The organism is Anaerobacillus sp. MEB173 (assembly GCF_052119505.1).
Classification (GTDB): Bacteria; Bacillota; Bacilli; order Bacillales; family JBJMAU01; genus JBJMAU01.
This window is the reverse complement of sequence record NZ_JBJMAU010000016.1, coordinates 17,020-33,496: the sequence shown is the minus strand read 5'-3', so window position 1 is coordinate 33,496 and position 16,477 is coordinate 17,020. Positions and strand designations below refer to the sequence as shown.

Sequence of the window (16,477 nt, the reverse complement as noted above, 5' to 3'; positions counted from 1 at the left end):
TTCCCCTTTTTCCTTACGATTCTATCGTATCTAGTGATAAAGCTTCTTGAGGAATCCGCCGTTTATGCTCCCAAAGTTCTTTTACCTTAGTCGCCATATCTGTACGACCATGTTGTTCCAACTCTTCTATTACATGTTTTAGATAACTAGTGTTGGTTGTTTGTTCCGTCTCTGTCTTATTAGTCCTAGCATTCTCTAATAATAAATCATAGATAGATAAGGCGATCTGAATATTTTCTTGAGGATAACTTTCTTTCAGCCTCACATATATCCCCCAACCTTCAGGGTCTATATCTCCCACATAGTAGATAGTTAAGTCGCTTTTGTTTGTGATTTCGTTTAAAAAATTAAAGCTTTTTTCTATTTTCTTCCCTTCACCGTATATTAGTAGTTCAGGTTGTAACCCTTTTATACTTTTCCCTTGGTTCAACAATTGCCTGCAAGTGTGGTAAAAGGATAAGTTCTCTACAATTAGTACCGTTTTAGCTTCAGAGATCAAGCTGTTTGGTGAAGGCCAAAACACAAATGGTTCCCCGTACACCTTGGCTTTTAAGTCATCTAAACTAAGCTGCAGGCGTTGTAGGAGCACTCTTCCCTCGTAGGAAAAATATTTTTCTTCTCCAAATAGCTGAAAAGCTCGTTCTTCTCTAGTTACCCACTGGTATTTATCTTTTGCTTTAAGAAATTGATAGATGATCTCGACTCTATTCCACTCTGCTTCCGTTTGCCATTCTGGATGAAGCCGATACTTATTTAGGTTGAGAAGGTCAGAAAACGCGAGTATTTTACTGTCATTCCAAGTACTTTCAATAGGCGCTGGCAGTAGCCACCATTGGGTATGAATACTAGGTCGCCTTCCGTTTAAAACGCTTTTTTTTACTGGCGTTATTACTCCTTCATTATTAAGTTCCTTGATTACTTGAACAAAAATCTGATAACCGTTCTCTACTTGATAATTTATAGGGTTTTTAAACTTATTTTTTATGATGTAATCCTCAAGGCTCTGCGCATCTATCCGCTTCTTCCTAGAAGGTAGCTGGCTCTCCCTTACATAATCAGATAACCATTTTTTCATCTTATCCTTCATTTCGATACCGCCTCTTTCCAGTCTTCTTACAATTATTCTACTAAAGTAGACAAGATCAGCCAATAATTTATCTATTTCTTACAAATTTTGTTTTGTAATACCTCAATTACATTACCTACCCCCTACTCAGTTTGGCTAATTTCCTTTCGTCTATTAATCTCAATTTATACAGGTTGAATTACTTTATTGGCCAATAAGTAATCTCTTTAACATTACTCCAGCCTGTAATCATTACACTGTGAATTCACTTTTTTCTAGAGGAGTAAAGATTAAAAGAGAAAAGAGGAACAGCAATGCCATTAACAGCAGAGCAAATAGATGAAATTAAAGCAAAATCTTTTTTAAACCATATTGATAAGCTTTGGATCAAAGAAAAGTACAATGTTTCGGTCAGAACTTCTGATCGAATAATAAAACGTCTAGGACTAACACATGCAAAAGAAAGAACAATCAATGTGCTTAAAGGGTATATTTCTGGTGAGCCAACTCGTAACTTGGCTCAGAATTATAATATGAGTGCCCAAAACGTTAGGCAGCTACTGAGGGTTCGTGGGATTGAACGAAGAAAGATCGGCAGTATGTACCGCGCCAATTTTAATTACTTCTCTGGAATAAATACGGGAGAAAAGGCATACTTTCTTGGTTTCGTCTATGCCGATGGGTGCCTTACTAAAAAAGGAACGTTAACTATTACTCTTGCAAAAAAAGACAAAGATATAATATTAAAATTTAAGGAAGCTATGGAGGCGGAGCACCCGATTCGTGAACATATTGCCAGAACGCGAGTAGGAGATTTCGAAGTGGTTTCACTAGATATTACTTCTCCTGAATTAGCAAAAGATTTAATGAGGTTTGGAGTTGTTCCAAAGAAAACTCATAAAATTACATTTCCAGAAAATCTAGATAGAAAGTTTTATAGTGATTTTATCAGGGGCTACGTTGACGGAGACGGGACCTTCTGCCTTGCAAAAAATAATCAGTACGCTATGGATATTGAGGGCACACAAGACTTTCTGGAATCCATTCGTAAAATACTACAATCCGAATTAGCTGTACCTGCAAGTGCGAAACTTTATGCACAAAACAAAAGCAACAACATTAGAAGACTCCAATTAAGAGGAAAAAACCAAGTCAAGACGGTGTTAAATTGGCTATATGAAGATTCAAAGATCCATTCAGATAGAAAATATACTAAGTATCTGAATATATGTAAGGGAAGTAAGAGAAACTAATATTATTTTTTTAAACATAACAGTTTAATAGTAATCACCATGGTGTGCCTTTCCCTTAATGTACAGCCCATTCGCCATCAAATCATTGACTAAAAAAGCTATAGACTGATAAACGTTGATTTTCAGTCTATAGCTAATTATCATTTTCTAGTACTCCTTGTTTTCCTATCTATAAAAAGTATTTACTCACCTTTCTTCATATAACGAAAACTAACCGTCACAATTATTCGCTCAAATTTCTTATCTTGGAAAACTACAAATAAATTTGTACAAGGAATATTCCAACGAGTTAATTTGTTTTTTTCTTCATCATAAGGTATAGAAAGCAGCTGTCGTCGTAGGCGTGATGTATCAATATTACGTAGTATGCAACGTCTTCTTGCATGGTCAGTGAAAACAAAAGTAAATCGTACCATCATCTTCTCCTTACGTTAAACATGGTCCTTATACAATTCCTTATAAAACTTCAACACCAACAACTTCCGAAATACTTATTTTTTCAACCCTATTATGCTCTGTCTTTATTTCTATTCTCTTATGTATTGGATCAACTTTAACAACTATCCCCCCTCGGTATTTTACGTTTCCCTTTTGATAAACTTTAAAAATAAGAGGTTTATGAGTTTCTAGACTGCTTCCTATTTGTCTATCAATCTCTTCGCATTCATATTCATCTAATACTGGTTTTTCAACCTTCTCTGCACTAATTTCCATTTGTTCTAGCATTTGACGATGTTCTGGAAGCATTAATGATGTCCATTTCTTTGTTCCCCTGTCCGCCTTCAACAAATCCTTTCTCTCCTTTACCTTATCGTCAAAGACTGTCATTTCCCAAGTCCTTATATCGTAAAAGCCTTGATCTATCAATTCTTTCTGACTATCTAAATAGTTTATTAGATCCTTAGGATAATGTGAGGTATTGTGATCAATTATGACCTTGTCATTTGGGCTATATAATAGGACAGAAAATAAGGAGCCTGTGTTAAAATCTACACCTGTAACATTCAGGTACGCTAATTGTTGCGGGAACCTTACTACGAACATTAACCGAAATCTATCAGTCATCCCTACCTCTCCTCTAGTTCAAAAGTATTGTTTTTATTTTATCAGAACATACGTTCCTTAACAATGCAGTTGTTGGAATTTATAGAAAAAAGAACTGTAGCAAAAATTCACTACAGTCCTTTTGTAATCCTTTTAATTTGAATAAATCATTATCATTTTTCTAAAATTAAATTACCATAATAAAGTTAAATTATAGCATTCCTAATTACAATGCCCCCCTGCTACTCTAGATATTTCACATCTACTTCAGAGGGTTTTTATTATTCAACTGACACTAAATCCGCTACCAATACATATCTTTGCGGAGCTGGACCAATAAAGGTAAAGGGGTAACATGTCGATACCGTTAATGTCGCTTTTGGCATAGATACAATCACTGTTCGATCATCACTATCAACGATTCTTACCTTTCGAACTTTATAGGTGAAAGTTCCGGCCGAAGTCTTTACTATCAACTCGTCATTTACCCCTACTTCTCCTAGTTTTCGAAAAACTGTGTCACGATGGCCCGCTAATACAGAGTTATCGTCGTGACCTGGCAAGACGCTTCCTGCGAAATGACCAACACCTTTTTCTAATTCATCTTCACTTGTTCCGTGAATAATCGGTAAAGCTGAGTCCAATTTTGGAATATATAACTCACCGATGTTCTCACCTATTTTAGGCGTTTCCGAATATAGAGCTTGTGTCTCGGATGATAGACTTTCTTTTATTGACGCTTTATCCCCTAGCTCATTTTCAGTTGGAGATGGAGTCTCACTACTACTGGCTGAAGCCATTATAAAACCTTTTTGGAACTTGATTGTATTTCCTATTACGACATATACACCTAAGCAAAAAAGGAGTATCGCTATAAATAGAAGAGAACATTTTTTCATTTGATGACCGCCCATCTATTTTGAATAACCACCTTTAGGTCTTTTAGTAACCTTTAAGAAAATATAAGCCCCCACGAACATCATTATTATACCCAACAGGATATTAAGTGGCATATTTGATGCTGTAACCGGCAATTTAGCTCCGTTTACAGTTTTTGGAGAATCTTCCTTCGCTTGAAGAGGTTCTATATAACCCTCATCACGGACTCCCTCTACCTGTTCTTCACTCGTGGTTTCGTTCAGTAACTCTTCAAGAGGTTTTTCTATTGGCTCATTTATTACAGGATTTTCAATGGTATCATTTTCTGTTGGTATGGCAGCAGCTAATACGATATCTCCAAGCATCTCGCCTTCAGGAGTAAGGATTTCGATTACTATATCTGAAGTAACCTTGTCCAACTTCATTAAATCTTCAATGGATACAATCTGTTCATTCGTTGAAATTTTCACTTCTACGGCTGTAATTTCTTTTAACCCATTCAAGTAATCCTTGAACTGTGGTAACTGTTCATTCTTTTTGGAAGGGTCCCATATAGGTAATAGGAAATTTTCTTCAAGGAGAGCTAACTCTTCCATTTTTACAGGGTCATACTGTATAAATCCTAAGATTTGTTCAATCTCTTCTCCCTGTAATCCTAAATTTCCTAACAATGTTTCTTCCTCAATCTTTTCTATCCCATTTATTTTCAGTTGAACAGTTTGTGCAGACTCCTTATTTCCAGCTCTGTCCACAGAATAGAAAGAAATTGTGTATTCTCCTTTACGAGTTAAAGTAATAGAATTTCCTACTCTGTAACTCTCTCCATTAATAGAATAAAAAGTGGTATAAATTCCGCTTAAATGATCTTCACCAGTCATTTGCAATGTAAACGCATCGTGCCATTCATCTGTTGCATTTGTCGTTGTGACTGGAGGCGTTTTATCTATTCGGACCATGTCCGTTTTCACATTTTCCTGGTTTCCTGACTTATCGACGCTATAAAAAGAGTAATTTATTATTCCTTCTTCGGATATTGTAAATGTATTCCCCTCAATTGGTAATGCATTTTCATCGTTTCCAAGAACATAGTACGTTTTATCAACGCCACTCTTGTCATCAGTGGCCGTAAGCTCAACTGTCACATCTTTATTCGTCCATGATGGGGTTGAACTAGTTGTTGTAACTGGTGCTTTAATATCATATAGCACTTCAAAGGAAACAGAATTAGATGGTTCAGATATTCTGAAAGAGTTACTTACTGCTCTAACAACGAACTCATGAAATCCAGTTTCTAAGTTATCAAGTTCAATGTTATTTCCAACAGTTGTTGTAAATAATACTTCTTGTCCATCGATTATTTCATATAAATGATAAAAATCAGCATTTCGAATGGTCCCCCATACTAATTTAGCAATTTGTCCATTGAAGGATTGCAATGATAATTCGGGCGTTCCCACTCCAGGATAAACAATTTCCGCACTAGTTTCAGCGGCATTAAGTGATAGTCCGAAACGATCGGAGAAAGAATATATTTTGAAGTGATGTGTACCTTCCGGTAAGTCTCTAACAGTCACACTTCTTGAAATTGTTTCAGTAAGTAAGACATCTTCCCCATTGATCACCTGATATACAGAATATTTTGTTGCATATTCAGCCGGATCCCATATCACTTTTACATCATCATCATTTTCAATAATAGTTCTGGCATTTGTAGGTTCCTGCATTTGCGGATGGATTAGTTGATGTGATACGGTACTAGATGAAAGAGATGTCCCATAACGATCGCTCACCGCAAAAACTTCAAAAACATAATCCCCTTCTGGCATATTGAGTAAGGCATGTTGTGTTATAGTTACAGTCTTTAAAAACTTCTGCTGACCCTCTACTATTTGGTAAACATCATAAGCTGTTGCATAATCTGATTTAGCCCAACTTATATATAATTCATTTCCATTTTGAACCGACACTTTTAAATCATTAGGTGCCTGCATTTCTGGGTAAATAACTTCTACTGTAACCGGATCTGACAGTCCAGACTCCACACCATTTACAACAGCTGTTACAGCATATTGATAGGTACCTTCTTCTAACCCATAGACATTGACTACATTATATTTCGTCTCACCCACTAAAATCTGTTGCCCATTTGTAATATCATACACCTTATGATTACTCGCTCCCGATACAGCAGTCCACTGAATCCGGTAATCTCCAGGAACAATTTCTGTAGCTCTTACATTTGTCGGTATTGTTGCTTCAGCAGCGAATACTTGAATCAAAGGTGAAAACAACTGCATCACTAACATGATGGTCATAACGAGTGAAACTTTACTCAGATGCTTGATCAATATGACTGATTCCCTCCCTTTTTTCATTAACATAATGATTATATGGAGGGGATTTACAGAAGTATATAGTGTTTTACTTCCAATAGTTTGTGGGAAGGTTAAAGATGTAAACCAATATTATTTTTGCGTCTATCATTCGGTATTTTGGTATTTCATTTATGTAAAATATGGCAGTATGTTTCCTCGAATAACAAAAAGCCAAAATATGCATTTTTAAAAAAAAGCACATTTTGGCACCTGTATAATTTCGATTGTTTCCTAAAACAACTCCTAAGGTTATTTCTCATTTAACCTCATTGCTTCTTGAATTAGTGTAGTGAAGGCTTCGGGTTGAACTTCTTCCATCTTTTTAAGTCTAATGTACCTCAATGCTTTTCCTGTACCCTGTAATAACTTATTAACATCTTTATCTTGGAGTACATTCCCTCTATGAAATCCAAGATTAACATGCTTTTTGGCAGTTTGAATATAACACACTAATCCATTATACGAATAATTAGGCATTGACCATTTAAACTCTTCTTTAAGTTCTGGCGAAGAATTTAGAATGATATTTCTTAAAGTAGCTGTAATGTTTTGAATATCTTCCGGTAATTCCAAAATAAACTGATTAACCTCTTCAATCTCTCTTATCTTATCAACCATAAATTATCTCCTTTAAAAAATGGCTCATAGTAATACTACTTCAAGTAACTGAACCATCCATTATATCTTTTTAGTTTTCATTAAATTTCAGCTGCTTTTTTTACACGTTCTAAAAATTTAACCACTACTTTTTCAGAAGCAAACAATAAAAATAATCTCACAAACCACTTTAAAGGGCGATTGGTCACTGTGTATTTAAAGGACGTCTTATGCTCATTAATTTTATTTAATTCATATAAAGCTGTTATTTCAAACATATTAGCAAGTTTAAAACCTACTTTTAGCTTTTTCTTATTAGGTGCATTGGAATATTCTAATGTTTCTACATCATACTCTTCTATGCGTTTTCCTTCTTTATATTTTTGACGATATACACTTCCAACCACTTCATCAGTTATTTTAATTGGCTTATGCTCAACTACTTGAGGCATGATTTTTTGCATATTCTCGATAGAACCATCAAAAAGTACCCACACTTGTTCTATTGGAGCATCTATTTCTATATCTTTTGCCCATTGTTTCATCTGAAAAGCACCTCTATCAAATTTTTCTAAACAAAACCTACATATACGTTTTGATTTCAATTATAATAAAAATTCTCCATTTTATGTATCAAAGCCTTATTTATTTGATTATCTCTTTACTCTTAAACTATTTTCCTTATACCTATTATAAAACAAAGGAACAGCCTTAGCTGTTCCCAATTTTGCATATTGACATGAGCAGTCGTTAATCATCACTAAAAATATACGGAGCAAAATCTATAATCAAATAAGGCACTCAATTAGAACTTTCTTGGAAATATCCTACGCAATCCTTTTAAAGGCCTTTTGAGAAATTTACTTTCTTCTAACTCTTGTTTTTGTTTTTCTACAGCTTCCTTTGCTAACCTATAGTCTCTTGTGAACAGCTCCTCAATCCATGGCGTGTACTTGCTGGTGTAAACCGGTCCATTAGTATCTATACTTTGATTAGTACCTGCACTTTCAGCTTCTTTCATCATACCTTCTGTAACTGCATTTTCAGTCGATTTATATTTACTTGTACCTATATCAATAGAATCCTGCTTCGAAGCAGTTGATCCTTCCTTCTCATTTAGCATCGTTTGAATCAATTCATGTTCAAGGAGATTTTTGTTATATAACTCTTGTAAGCTTTGTTTGTTATAACCCTCAACCTTAATGGAAAAACAATAAGGACCTAATCCCTCAATAGCAGCATTAATAATCGTTTGCCAAAAATGATCATTTTCGTAAGGTAATTTTTCTTCAATGTCAGTAATAATATAAATTCCGCAGACTGGAATAGGCTTATTTTGTTTCAATTGGTGTTCCAAATAGCCTCTGTAATCTTGGAAAATACTTAGTATCTCAGCTTTTCCAACAGTACTTCTTACAATTTCAATCGCAAAAGATTGATTTCCTAGGCTTTTAGTGAACTCGCCATATGGTTTTATCTTTTTTTGAATATGCTCATTATTTTCAACAGTTTGATAACGTTTAACACAATAGAATTGATTTCTTACGTAAAATCCAGAATTTATTAATTTGATTGCAATATCAACAAACATCATATGATTATCAAGGTCGTGATTTTTTGGCTTTAAAACACCTTCTTTAAAATCACCACAAATTTTATCAAAACCAGCAAAAGGATGACGAGGATTCACTTGAAAGCTTTTATTTATAAAATTTATTCCTTTTTGTGTGAGCCAATGAAGCTTAGAATTATTCGGAAGACAAGCATTCGAGTATATAAAGCCCTCATTTCTCAGCTCAACTATATATCTAGATATCTTTGTCTTTTGATTTTTTAGCTTCCCATCATTGGGACCGTAAATTAAATAACTTAGGTGTTCATTTGTTAATCCGCAGAGCTTAAATATATATAATAGGATTTGTTTTTTTATATTTGTCATAATTTTTTCCCCTTTGAATAAAAACCTCCCCAGCCAAAACCTTTATGTTTGTTCTGTTGCTCTTCTGCTTCCCTTAAGATTCTCTCTTTTTCTTGCTGTTTTTTCAGTTCAGCATCCCTTTCAAAACGCTTTGTAAGAAAATCTATATCATCATTTCCCTCTTTTTTCTGAATTTCTGTGTGTTGCTGCACATTACTTGAAGGAAAATTGTTTTTTTCCGGAATTGTAATGCCTAGTTTGGTAATAATGTCACTTTGTTGAAGCAAGAGATTCTTCAAATTCACCTTGTTCTCCGTCCGGTTAATAATAATTACTGGGATTAACCAGCAGTAGCTTTGTAAACCTTTACTTGCAGCTTCAAAAATAGACTTAATACGTCGATCATTTTCAATTGTTAAGGTTGATGGTTTACATACAAACAGAATTCCTGCCCAGGGAAGTGGTTTATTTTTAGTTCTATATTCATCAAATAATCTCCTATAGTTGTTAAATTTCGATATTAATGCTTCAGTACGCTCGCTTCCTGTATCTATTTCAATGCTATAAATCCGATTATTCTCTGACAAATATTCACCATCTGGTCTTACTTTTCCCTTCTCAATAGTAGAATGATAGGCATCTTGTCGCAGATATTCATATTCTTTCACTGCATAAAGATTATGACGAATTTGATTTGGATTTTTAGCTACGAACTTCAAAAACATCATGGTATGCTCTATATTTTTTAAAGGAGGTTTCAGCGTTTTTGCATCAAATTCTCCATAATATTCTCTTCCAAATCCAGCCATTTTATTGTTGGGATCTATATTTAAATGTTCTTTTACAAACTCAACACCTTTAGCTGTTAAATAAAAAATGAGTTCCCTTGAATACGGATAACAGCTCTCAGATTGAATAAGTTTCTTCTTTCTCAGAGATGAAGTGTATCTAGATATATTATCTTTTTGGCCCTTTGGTTTGGATTTAAGATGGCCAAAAATCAAAATTCTTAAAAGTTCATTCGTTGAGCAACGGAAATCATAGAGGATCTCTAATATTTCACTTTCCTTTTTAGAAATACGAATGCCTCTCCATAAAATCACCAAAATCGACTCCTTTCATTTAGTATTCTTAAACTAGATAGCTTTTTGGAAAAGTACGTTGAAATTAAGCTATTTAGTTGCGGTATGATAGTTCTTTGGGAACCCTCATGTTTAAAGGGATTGCCATGCCTTAAGCCTTACATAAACTATGTAGGGCATACTGTATAAAGAAAACGAGTATTTTCTTTCCCATACCAGAATTATTCGCCATACATTTGCCTGTACACATTTACTGTATACATAACGACCCTACATAGTTCCCATTACCATCAAAATGGTATTAACAAATTTTAGTACTCTATCAATATCTCATTACACATATATAGTAGGTTCACCCGCTTCACTAATCGGTTCTATAGTAAAAGTCACTTTAATCATCCTCCTCCAACTTCTCCAGCAACAAGTATTTTTCGAATGCGTGGTTCAAGATGTTGATTGATATACTCTTTTACAAATTGATTACGAGCTTCAATATCCTCTTTTCTTTTTAAAAGAAATACACGCTTCGTCCGCATAGAGACTGGTTTTGTGGACCACTTTTGTAGTGCTTCGAGTTGCAGTTCTGCTTCCACTTTTCTAATTATCAAGGCATCATTTATTCTTTCGTAACGCCCTTCTTTCAAATCAGGAAAACTATTTACTAGTTTTTCAAGTTTACCTCTCAGAGCTTCGAAATCATCCCACAAAGTGTCGGTTAAAACGTCATGGACAGTGTAGACCAACTCTATTTTCAAACGTTCAGCATCTGATAAAGGATCATCTTCTTCCAATGAGTCATTATGAACTGGATATCGCAGTTGACAATGGTTGCCAATGTCATCAAAAATCTCTTCTAGAGGAATCCTCTTCTGTCTTAAATCTTTTATATGCAGCGCAATCCTTAGATCTAGCTCATCATAAACTTTCTTTCCTGTTGAGGATGATCTATTTACACAATGAATTTTCATGTCTTCCAGCTGCTTGAACCAATTGTCGATTGTATTACTATGGCATTCTATTTTTTTAGAAAACTCACCAACCGTAAGATGCTCTTCCATGTTTCTCTCCTCCTTTCATTGAAATGGATAGCACAAGTGGAACTGAATTAGGATTTTAGTTCCCGAATCAAATCTATTCACTGGCTATGGTTTGGGTTATCGGCAACACACCGAAAAATTCGAACCCTCAAATTTTTCCAATTTAACCGACAATAGTAATCCGATCATTCTATTCGAAATTTTATTACTCAATGAACTTTTAATCTTATCCTAAAAGACGTTACCATCTTTCAGTGGTGTATCCTCTGTTAATCCTCTGTTAACCCCCTGTATATCCCCCTTTATAGATGTACGTCCTTATTACCTCCTTTGTATGTCTTTAGTATGTCCTTCGAGTATTTATGTCCTTCCTTTGTACAAACTTAGGGCGTACAGAAATACATAATCCATTTATTTAAGACAAATAATAAAATTAAACGCGTACGGATATTGAATTATGTGGATACACCTAACAATAATGAAAAATGTCTTATGGAAGGATGCATCAGTGTGGAACAAAATAAGAAAAAAAACAAGATGGTAAATTTCCGTTTACGAAAGGACGAGGATCCACTAATTATGAACTGGCTAGATGCACAATCAAACCTAGCATCTGCATTTCGATACATGATTAGAAAAGACAGTTTAACCCATGGAATACGAGATTTAGCAGAGAATACAGTCAAAAACGAAGTACAAGCACTTAATCAAACCTTTGATGAATTGTTTGAATTACTACCTAAATTAAAAATTGAACAAAAACTAACTCTATACTTTAAACTACAATCAGAAGTGAATAGTAATTTTCAGCAAGGAGACAGTCAGATACCCTTCGGTAATCAAACATCAGCTATACAATCATTTGAGAGTAGAAAAAAAGGACTGGATTCCCAATTAGGAAATAAGAGCAAAGTAGATGCACCAATTTATGATGAGAAAACCTCTTCGGACGTTGGAAATAAAGCCGATCATCAAATTGGTCTACCTAATCAAAATTTTAAAAAAGAGAACCAATTGGAAAACAATGCGTGGGAAACGGGTGTTAACTCTGCACAGAAACAGGAAGGAAGTGAAAGAGGAGTTAAAGAAGAGGAAATAGATAGTAGGTCATCGCAGCTTAACGGACAAGAAGATACTCATTTACCATTTACTAATGAGGATAAAGAAGTGAAACGTAAAAAGAAAAAGAAACAAGACACAGAAGACCTTCTTGAATTCTTTAGCCAAAATGATTAATTAGAGTAAAGAAATTTTGTAGGTTTAGCTATATTAATATAACAGGATTTAAACAGATTATGCGCGTAGTTTTTTTTAGCATTATCCTTCAAAAAAGTGAATTTGTTGACCTAGAAGATAATGGTAATAAAAAGCAAATAAAAGACAATACTAATAAAATATATCTCTTTTTTGAAGAGAGTCGGCTATTGGGGTGATATAACTTTGATACAGTTTGAGGTGTTAATATTGGATTCAAAAATCTGCCAATGTGATCTTTGTGGAAGTGAAGTAGTTTGTGAAGAAGTTTTAGAAGACTTTTTTGTTTGTTTTAAGTGTCAGAAGGATTCATACGTAGAATCTCTGCCTGAAGGAAGAACTCCGTATTCAAAAAAACAAATTCACCGTTTAATGAAAGAACGAAATCTATCTTATGGCATCGTTGATATTAATAACAATATATTAGAAATTAAATTAACCGAAGATGATGTTATACTTACAGGAACGGTATATATAAATAAATTAACGACAGTTGCAGGTGATAGAGAAGATTACGAAGATTATGTTTGGGTAGAAGAAGAAACAGAAATAGAACCTTTTATCAGGTTATTCGAGAATCAAAAACATATATTTTACCAAGATTTTGAGGATTACATAGAATTTTAAAATGACATTTAGCTTAATAAGGTCACAGTATTACTTACCTTTATAAAAAATCCAAGGGTAAGTATTTTTAATTATAAGGGGGCCTTTGGATTTGCTCTAATTATCCGTTCCCTAATTTCACTGGTTTCACTCCGCCCCTTTCATTAAATTTTCTTGTTACTAGGATCGTTATCAGAACTTATGCCCTAAATCTACTCTCAAAAGTTTTTAACACTTATATGCACCTAACACTCGAACCTGAAACTTAGTAAATCCCCATAAAACAGTATTTACATATACTCTTATTTTGGGTTATCATTTTTATAGGTCTTCCGAAATGGTAAACTTATCCTAAAGGAAAGAGGGCACAAAACTCTAGGGTCTAAGGCTTTATAAGCTATGATCGCCAGTTATCGAAGAAGAGTTTCATAAAGGGGGCCTACAAATATGGATGATAAATTAAACGAAATTAAAATGTTACGAGAAGCATTAAAAGAGACGTGGTTTGAGCATTGGTTAAATGTAAACGTTTTCACCCTAGAATGGTGTATTATTGTTATTTCGATTGTCTTGCCTCTTTTTATTTTTTGGAAGCTTGTTGATAAAAAGAGATTAAGAGAAATTATATTTGTAGGTATAACCGTTGCGTTAATTGGGTTTTCTTTAGACCAAATTGGCAGTTCATTACTCTTGTGGACATACCCCTACACATTAACACCTCTTATGGTAGAAGCATTTGATCCTGCTAATTTTTCAATTCTCCCTGTCATCTATATGCTTATTTATCAATGGTTCGCTAAATGGAAGAGCTATGTGTATGCACACATAATATTTGCTTTTTTCGCTGCATTCGTTGGGGAAAATATTTACGAGTGGCTTGGATTATATGAACTAACAAATTGGCAACACATTTTCTCTGTTCCTTTTTATTTTCTAATAGGGTTATTTATAAAGTGGTTTGTCAATAAGATAATGGAAATAGAAACTATCTATTCCAAAAGTACATAGTCATCAATAATAACTAAAATAATACATACCAACTATTCGAGATTAAAAAGTTTTCTTTGATAATTGATTAATAACCTATCCAACTCCTGACTACAAGCAACTGTTTCAGGGTTATTTAGTCCTTTTGTTTCTCCAATTTTGATCATTGTAGTTCTTAACTCATTAATATTTGATATTATTTCTGATTTCCCATCTATTTGGACCATCTAAAATTCTCCTATAAAAGTATTTTAACCCGCTTGAAAATGGCGATACAAAATTCATTATCTACAATAATAGAATCAAAATAAAGCCAGAGGATATACAAAAATCTCGTATATCCTCCTATGTAGCATTACCAGAGTATTAAAAAACATTCATTTTTGACAGCTTTTTTGACATTTATTAGATATTTTCAAATGAGAAAACACTTCTAATCATGGGTTCATTTTCTTTCCAGGTTTCAGGACAAGGCAATTTTAATATATTTAAGAGGTCTTCAAATTTATCAACTAATCTACCGTCAAATTGAGACCAAGAACATCGTTTTAACTCCCTTAATGCTTCTTCATATGTCAAAATACTTTGATTGTAACTTCTTCGATCAATCGTCATCGTATCAAAAGCATCACAGATTCCAATAATTCTCCCTTGAAGAGTAATGTCCTCACCTTCTAATCCTCTTGGATATCCTTTCCCATCCCAACGTTCGTGATGATCACGAACAAAGACAGCAGCGCGTGGTAGGTTAAGCGTTTTTCTCAGAATGTTGTTACCGATGGTACTATGAGCTTGTATAATTTGATACTCCAAATCCTCTATTTTAGAAGGCTTCAATAATATTTCCTTCGTTAAACCTATTTTACCAATATCGTGCAACAATGAAGCGATTTTTAGGTCATCATCATAACAGCCCACCATTTTACCAAGGAGAATTGAAAAATTCATTACTCTTAAGGAATGATATTTAAATAGTCTCAAAACTTCATTATCTTGAGAAATTTGACTAAATAATTCTTCTGCTTTTAAAAACAATTCCTCCGATTTCATCGGGGCAGTCCCCTCCTATTTACTCTAAAAGTAGTACGCAAAGTATAAACTTTTTATACATTAAATGGAATCTAGTGGGTAAACACCCTTGAAAACTAAAAGTAATTATAAATTTTTTAGTTATTTATTACCATAAATTTGGTAACCATATTGAAGTAAGAACGGAGGTATGCAAAATGGAAATAAAACATGAAATTCGCTTAACATCTGCTGAAATTACGAGTCTTTGGCAGAATTACATTATTGATAGCATGTCGATATGTGTTTTTCAACACTTTCTTGAACACATTGACGATCCAGAAATTGGCGAAATTTTAGAACATGCCATGAAAATTGCCAAAGAACACGTAGACTTCGTGGATGGGGTATTCAATAAAGAGGGTATTCCTATTCCTAAGGGATTTTCAGACAAGGACGTAAATCTTACTGCACCTCGATTATTTCAAGATACTTTTTATCTTAATTACCTAAAAATCATGACTAAAGGGGCACTTGCTACTTATGCAGCTATACTTCCCAATATAGTAAAAAAAGAAATCAGGGAGTTTTATTCAAGGTGCCTTGAATCAACATCAGAGCTTTTTAATAAGTCTACTGAACTTTCGCTTTCTAAAGGGATAGAGATACGTCCACCTTATATTCCTTACGAAAGAGAAGTTGATTATATCCAAAAACAAAGTTTTTTATCTGGATGGTTTGGTGAACAACGCCCACTTACCGGATTTGAGGTTATGCATCTCTATTCGAATGTTCAAACAGCAAAAATGGTTCAAGCATTAATGTTGGGGTTCGGCCAAGTTGCTAAATCTAGAGAGTTAACTAACTATTTTATCAGAGGAAAAGAAATCACAAGTAAGCATATTGAAATTTTTTCAAAAAACCTTAGTGCCTATGACCTTCCAGTTCCAATGACTTGGGACCATGAGGTGACTACTTCAACAACTTCACCCTTTTCAGATAAATTATTGATGTTTCACATCAGTGTTCTCAATACTGCTGGAATTGGAAATTATGGTGTATCGTTATCGTTAACCCAGCGACGTGATATAGCCGCAATTTATACTCGTCTTTTTGCTGAAATATGTAAATACGCAGAAGATGGGGCTAATATTTTGATTGATAAGGAATGGATGGAAAGGCCCCCTCATGCTGCGGATAGAGAAGAGCTAATTAAGCATAAAATTCAGAAGTAAAGACATTATTATCCGTACATAACACTAAATCAAAAATTAATTACGGTATTTTCATTCTGATTAAAAATAGTTTTGATTTGCTCCAATTTCTTTAGACAAAAGAAATTTCAACTCTAAACATCAAAGAAAAAGGGTA

17 protein-coding genes and 1 riboswitch are annotated in these 16,477 nt (G+C 34.1%); of the genes, 5 read left to right on the top strand and 12 right to left on the bottom strand.

Annotated features, from left to right (window positions below):
* Positions 1 to 13 precede the first annotated feature (13 nt).
* A complete protein-coding gene (locus tag ACJ2A9_RS19580; protein WP_441423379.1) occupies positions 14 to 1,087 on the bottom strand; it encodes a Wadjet anti-phage system protein JetD domain-containing protein in 1,074 nt (357 codons plus the stop codon).
* A 293-nt stretch (positions 1,088 to 1,380) separates the two neighbouring features.
* Between ACJ2A9_RS19580 and ACJ2A9_RS19575 the strand changes: the two genes are divergently transcribed.
* On the top strand, positions 1,381 to 2,319 hold the full coding sequence (locus ACJ2A9_RS19575; protein ID WP_441423378.1) for a hypothetical protein: 939 nt from the start codon (positions 1,381 to 1,383) through the stop codon (positions 2,317 to 2,319).
* Between the two features lie 182 nt (positions 2,320 to 2,501).
* On the opposite strand, the gene ACJ2A9_RS19570 is transcribed toward ACJ2A9_RS19575, so the two are convergent.
* The 9 genes from ACJ2A9_RS19570 to ACJ2A9_RS19530 form a co-directional block, all read right to left on the bottom strand.
* Positions 2,502 to 2,735, bottom strand: coding sequence for a hypothetical protein (locus ACJ2A9_RS19570; protein ID WP_441423377.1), 234 nt, complete (start codon positions 2,733 to 2,735; stop codon positions 2,502 to 2,504).
* Positions 2,736 to 2,775: 40 nt separating this feature from the next.
* Entirely contained in the window at positions 2,776 to 3,384 is a 609-nt protein-coding gene (locus ACJ2A9_RS19565; protein WP_441423376.1) for a YolD-like family protein, read from the bottom strand.
* Positions 3,385 to 3,644: 260 nt separating this feature from the next.
* Positions 3,645 to 4,262 (bottom strand): class D sortase, encoded by a 618-nt coding sequence (locus tag ACJ2A9_RS19560; protein WP_441423375.1) that lies wholly within the window; start codon positions 4,260 to 4,262, stop codon positions 3,645 to 3,647.
* 15 nt (positions 4,263 to 4,277) lie between these two features.
* Positions 4,278 to 6,590 carry an OmpL47-type beta-barrel domain-containing protein gene (locus ACJ2A9_RS19555; RefSeq protein WP_441423374.1) on the bottom strand — a complete coding sequence of 771 codons (2,313 nt, stop codon included), beginning with the start codon at positions 6,588 to 6,590 and terminating at the stop codon, positions 4,278 to 4,280.
* Positions 6,591 to 6,866: 276 nt separating this feature from the next.
* Positions 6,867 to 7,235, bottom strand: coding sequence for a DUF1801 domain-containing protein (locus ACJ2A9_RS19550; protein WP_441423373.1), 369 nt, complete (start codon positions 7,233 to 7,235; stop codon positions 6,867 to 6,869).
* Positions 7,236 to 7,315: 80 nt separating this feature from the next.
* Positions 7,316 to 7,759, bottom strand: a complete 444-nt coding sequence (locus ACJ2A9_RS19545) for an SRPBCC family protein (RefSeq protein WP_441423372.1) — start codon at positions 7,757 to 7,759, stop codon at positions 7,316 to 7,318.
* Between the two features lie 260 nt (positions 7,760 to 8,019).
* A complete protein-coding gene (locus ACJ2A9_RS19540; protein ID WP_441423371.1) occupies positions 8,020 to 9,153 on the bottom strand; it encodes a hypothetical protein in 1,134 nt (377 codons plus the stop codon).
* Positions 9,150 to 10,235, bottom strand: a complete 1,086-nt coding sequence (locus tag ACJ2A9_RS19535; protein WP_441423370.1) for a replication-relaxation family protein — start codon at positions 10,233 to 10,235, stop codon at positions 9,150 to 9,152. The genes ACJ2A9_RS19540 and ACJ2A9_RS19535 overlap by 4 nt, the downstream gene beginning before the upstream one ends.
* A gap of 374 nt (positions 10,236 to 10,609) precedes the next feature.
* Entirely contained in the window at positions 10,610 to 11,272 is a 663-nt protein-coding gene (locus ACJ2A9_RS19530; RefSeq protein WP_441423369.1) for a MerR family transcriptional regulator, read from the bottom strand.
* A gap of 489 nt (positions 11,273 to 11,761) precedes the next feature.
* Here ACJ2A9_RS19530 and ACJ2A9_RS19525 point away from each other — a divergent pair, with 489 nt between their 5' ends.
* The 3 genes from ACJ2A9_RS19525 to ACJ2A9_RS19515 all read left to right on the top strand — a co-directional run bounded on the left by ACJ2A9_RS19525 (position 11,762) and on the right by ACJ2A9_RS19515 (position 14,119).
* The gene (locus ACJ2A9_RS19525; protein WP_441423368.1) at positions 11,762 to 12,487 is read left to right on the top strand and encodes a hypothetical protein; all 726 of its coding nucleotides are present in this window, start codon (positions 11,762 to 11,764) and stop codon (positions 12,485 to 12,487) included.
* Between the two features lie 228 nt (positions 12,488 to 12,715).
* Entirely contained in the window at positions 12,716 to 13,132 is a 417-nt protein-coding gene (locus ACJ2A9_RS19520) for a hypothetical protein (RefSeq protein WP_441423367.1), read from the top strand.
* A gap of 308 nt (positions 13,133 to 13,440) precedes the next feature.
* A riboswitch (cyclic di-GMP riboswitch) is annotated at positions 13,441 to 13,529 on the top strand.
* Positions 13,530 to 13,558: 29 nt separating this feature from the next.
* A complete protein-coding gene (locus tag ACJ2A9_RS19515) occupies positions 13,559 to 14,119 on the top strand; it encodes a CBO0543 family protein (protein WP_441423366.1) in 561 nt (186 codons plus the stop codon).
* A 32-nt stretch (positions 14,120 to 14,151) separates the two neighbouring features.
* Here the strand turns inward: ACJ2A9_RS19515 and ACJ2A9_RS19510 are convergent, their stop codons facing one another.
* Both ACJ2A9_RS19510 and ACJ2A9_RS19505 read right to left on the bottom strand, forming a co-directional pair.
* The gene (locus tag ACJ2A9_RS19510; RefSeq protein ID WP_441423365.1) at positions 14,152 to 14,325 is read right to left on the bottom strand and encodes a Spo0E family sporulation regulatory protein-aspartic acid phosphatase; all 174 of its coding nucleotides are present in this window, start codon (positions 14,323 to 14,325) and stop codon (positions 14,152 to 14,154) included.
* Between the two features lie 178 nt (positions 14,326 to 14,503).
* Complete coding sequence (locus ACJ2A9_RS19505; protein ID WP_441423364.1) at positions 14,504 to 15,148, bottom strand: HD-GYP domain-containing protein; 645 nt, start codon at positions 15,146 to 15,148, stop codon at positions 14,504 to 14,506.
* 176 nt (positions 15,149 to 15,324) lie between these two features.
* On the opposite strand from ACJ2A9_RS19505, the gene ACJ2A9_RS19500 reads away from it, so the two are divergent.
* Positions 15,325 to 16,341 (top strand): DUF3231 family protein, encoded by a 1,017-nt coding sequence (locus ACJ2A9_RS19500; RefSeq protein WP_441423363.1) that lies wholly within the window; start codon positions 15,325 to 15,327, stop codon positions 16,339 to 16,341.
* Positions 16,342 to 16,477 lie beyond the last annotated feature (136 nt).

What these genes read in the sequence shown, in the direction of transcription:
- ACJ2A9_RS19580 (WP_441423379.1), bottom strand. Translation starts at nt 1,087, where the DNA reads ATGAAGGATAAGATGAAAAAATGGTTATCTGATTATGTAAGGGAGAGC.
- ACJ2A9_RS19575 (WP_441423378.1), top strand. Translation starts at nt 1,381, where the DNA reads ATGCCATTAACAGCAGAGCAAATAGATGAAATTAAAGCAAAATCTTTT.
- ACJ2A9_RS19570 (WP_441423377.1), bottom strand. Translation starts at nt 2,735, where the DNA reads ATGGTACGATTTACTTTTGTTTTCACTGACCATGCAAGAAGACGTTGC.
- ACJ2A9_RS19565 (WP_441423376.1), bottom strand. Translation starts at nt 3,384, where the DNA reads ATGACTGATAGATTTCGGTTAATGTTCGTAGTAAGGTTCCCGCAACAA.
- ACJ2A9_RS19560 (WP_441423375.1), bottom strand. Translation starts at nt 4,262, where the DNA reads ATGAAAAAATGTTCTCTTCTATTTATAGCGATACTCCTTTTTTGCTTA.
- ACJ2A9_RS19550 (WP_441423373.1), bottom strand. Translation starts at nt 7,235, where the DNA reads ATGGTTGATAAGATAAGAGAGATTGAAGAGGTTAATCAGTTTATTTTG.
- ACJ2A9_RS19545 (WP_441423372.1), bottom strand. Translation starts at nt 7,759, where the DNA reads ATGAAACAATGGGCAAAAGATATAGAAATAGATGCTCCAATAGAACAA.
- ACJ2A9_RS19540 (WP_441423371.1), bottom strand. Translation starts at nt 9,153, where the DNA reads ATGACAAATATAAAAAAACAAATCCTATTATATATATTTAAGCTCTGC.
- ACJ2A9_RS19530 (WP_441423369.1), bottom strand. Translation starts at nt 11,272, where the DNA reads ATGGAAGAGCATCTTACGGTTGGTGAGTTTTCTAAAAAAATAGAATGC.
- ACJ2A9_RS19515 (WP_441423366.1), top strand. Translation starts at nt 13,559, where the DNA reads ATGGATGATAAATTAAACGAAATTAAAATGTTACGAGAAGCATTAAAA.
- ACJ2A9_RS19510 (WP_441423365.1), bottom strand. Translation starts at nt 14,325, where the DNA reads ATGGTCCAAATAGATGGGAAATCAGAAATAATATCAAATATTAATGAG.
- ACJ2A9_RS19505 (WP_441423364.1), bottom strand. Translation starts at nt 15,148, where the DNA reads ATGAAATCGGAGGAATTGTTTTTAAAAGCAGAAGAATTATTTAGTCAA.
- ACJ2A9_RS19500 (WP_441423363.1), top strand. Translation starts at nt 15,325, where the DNA reads ATGGAAATAAAACATGAAATTCGCTTAACATCTGCTGAAATTACGAGT.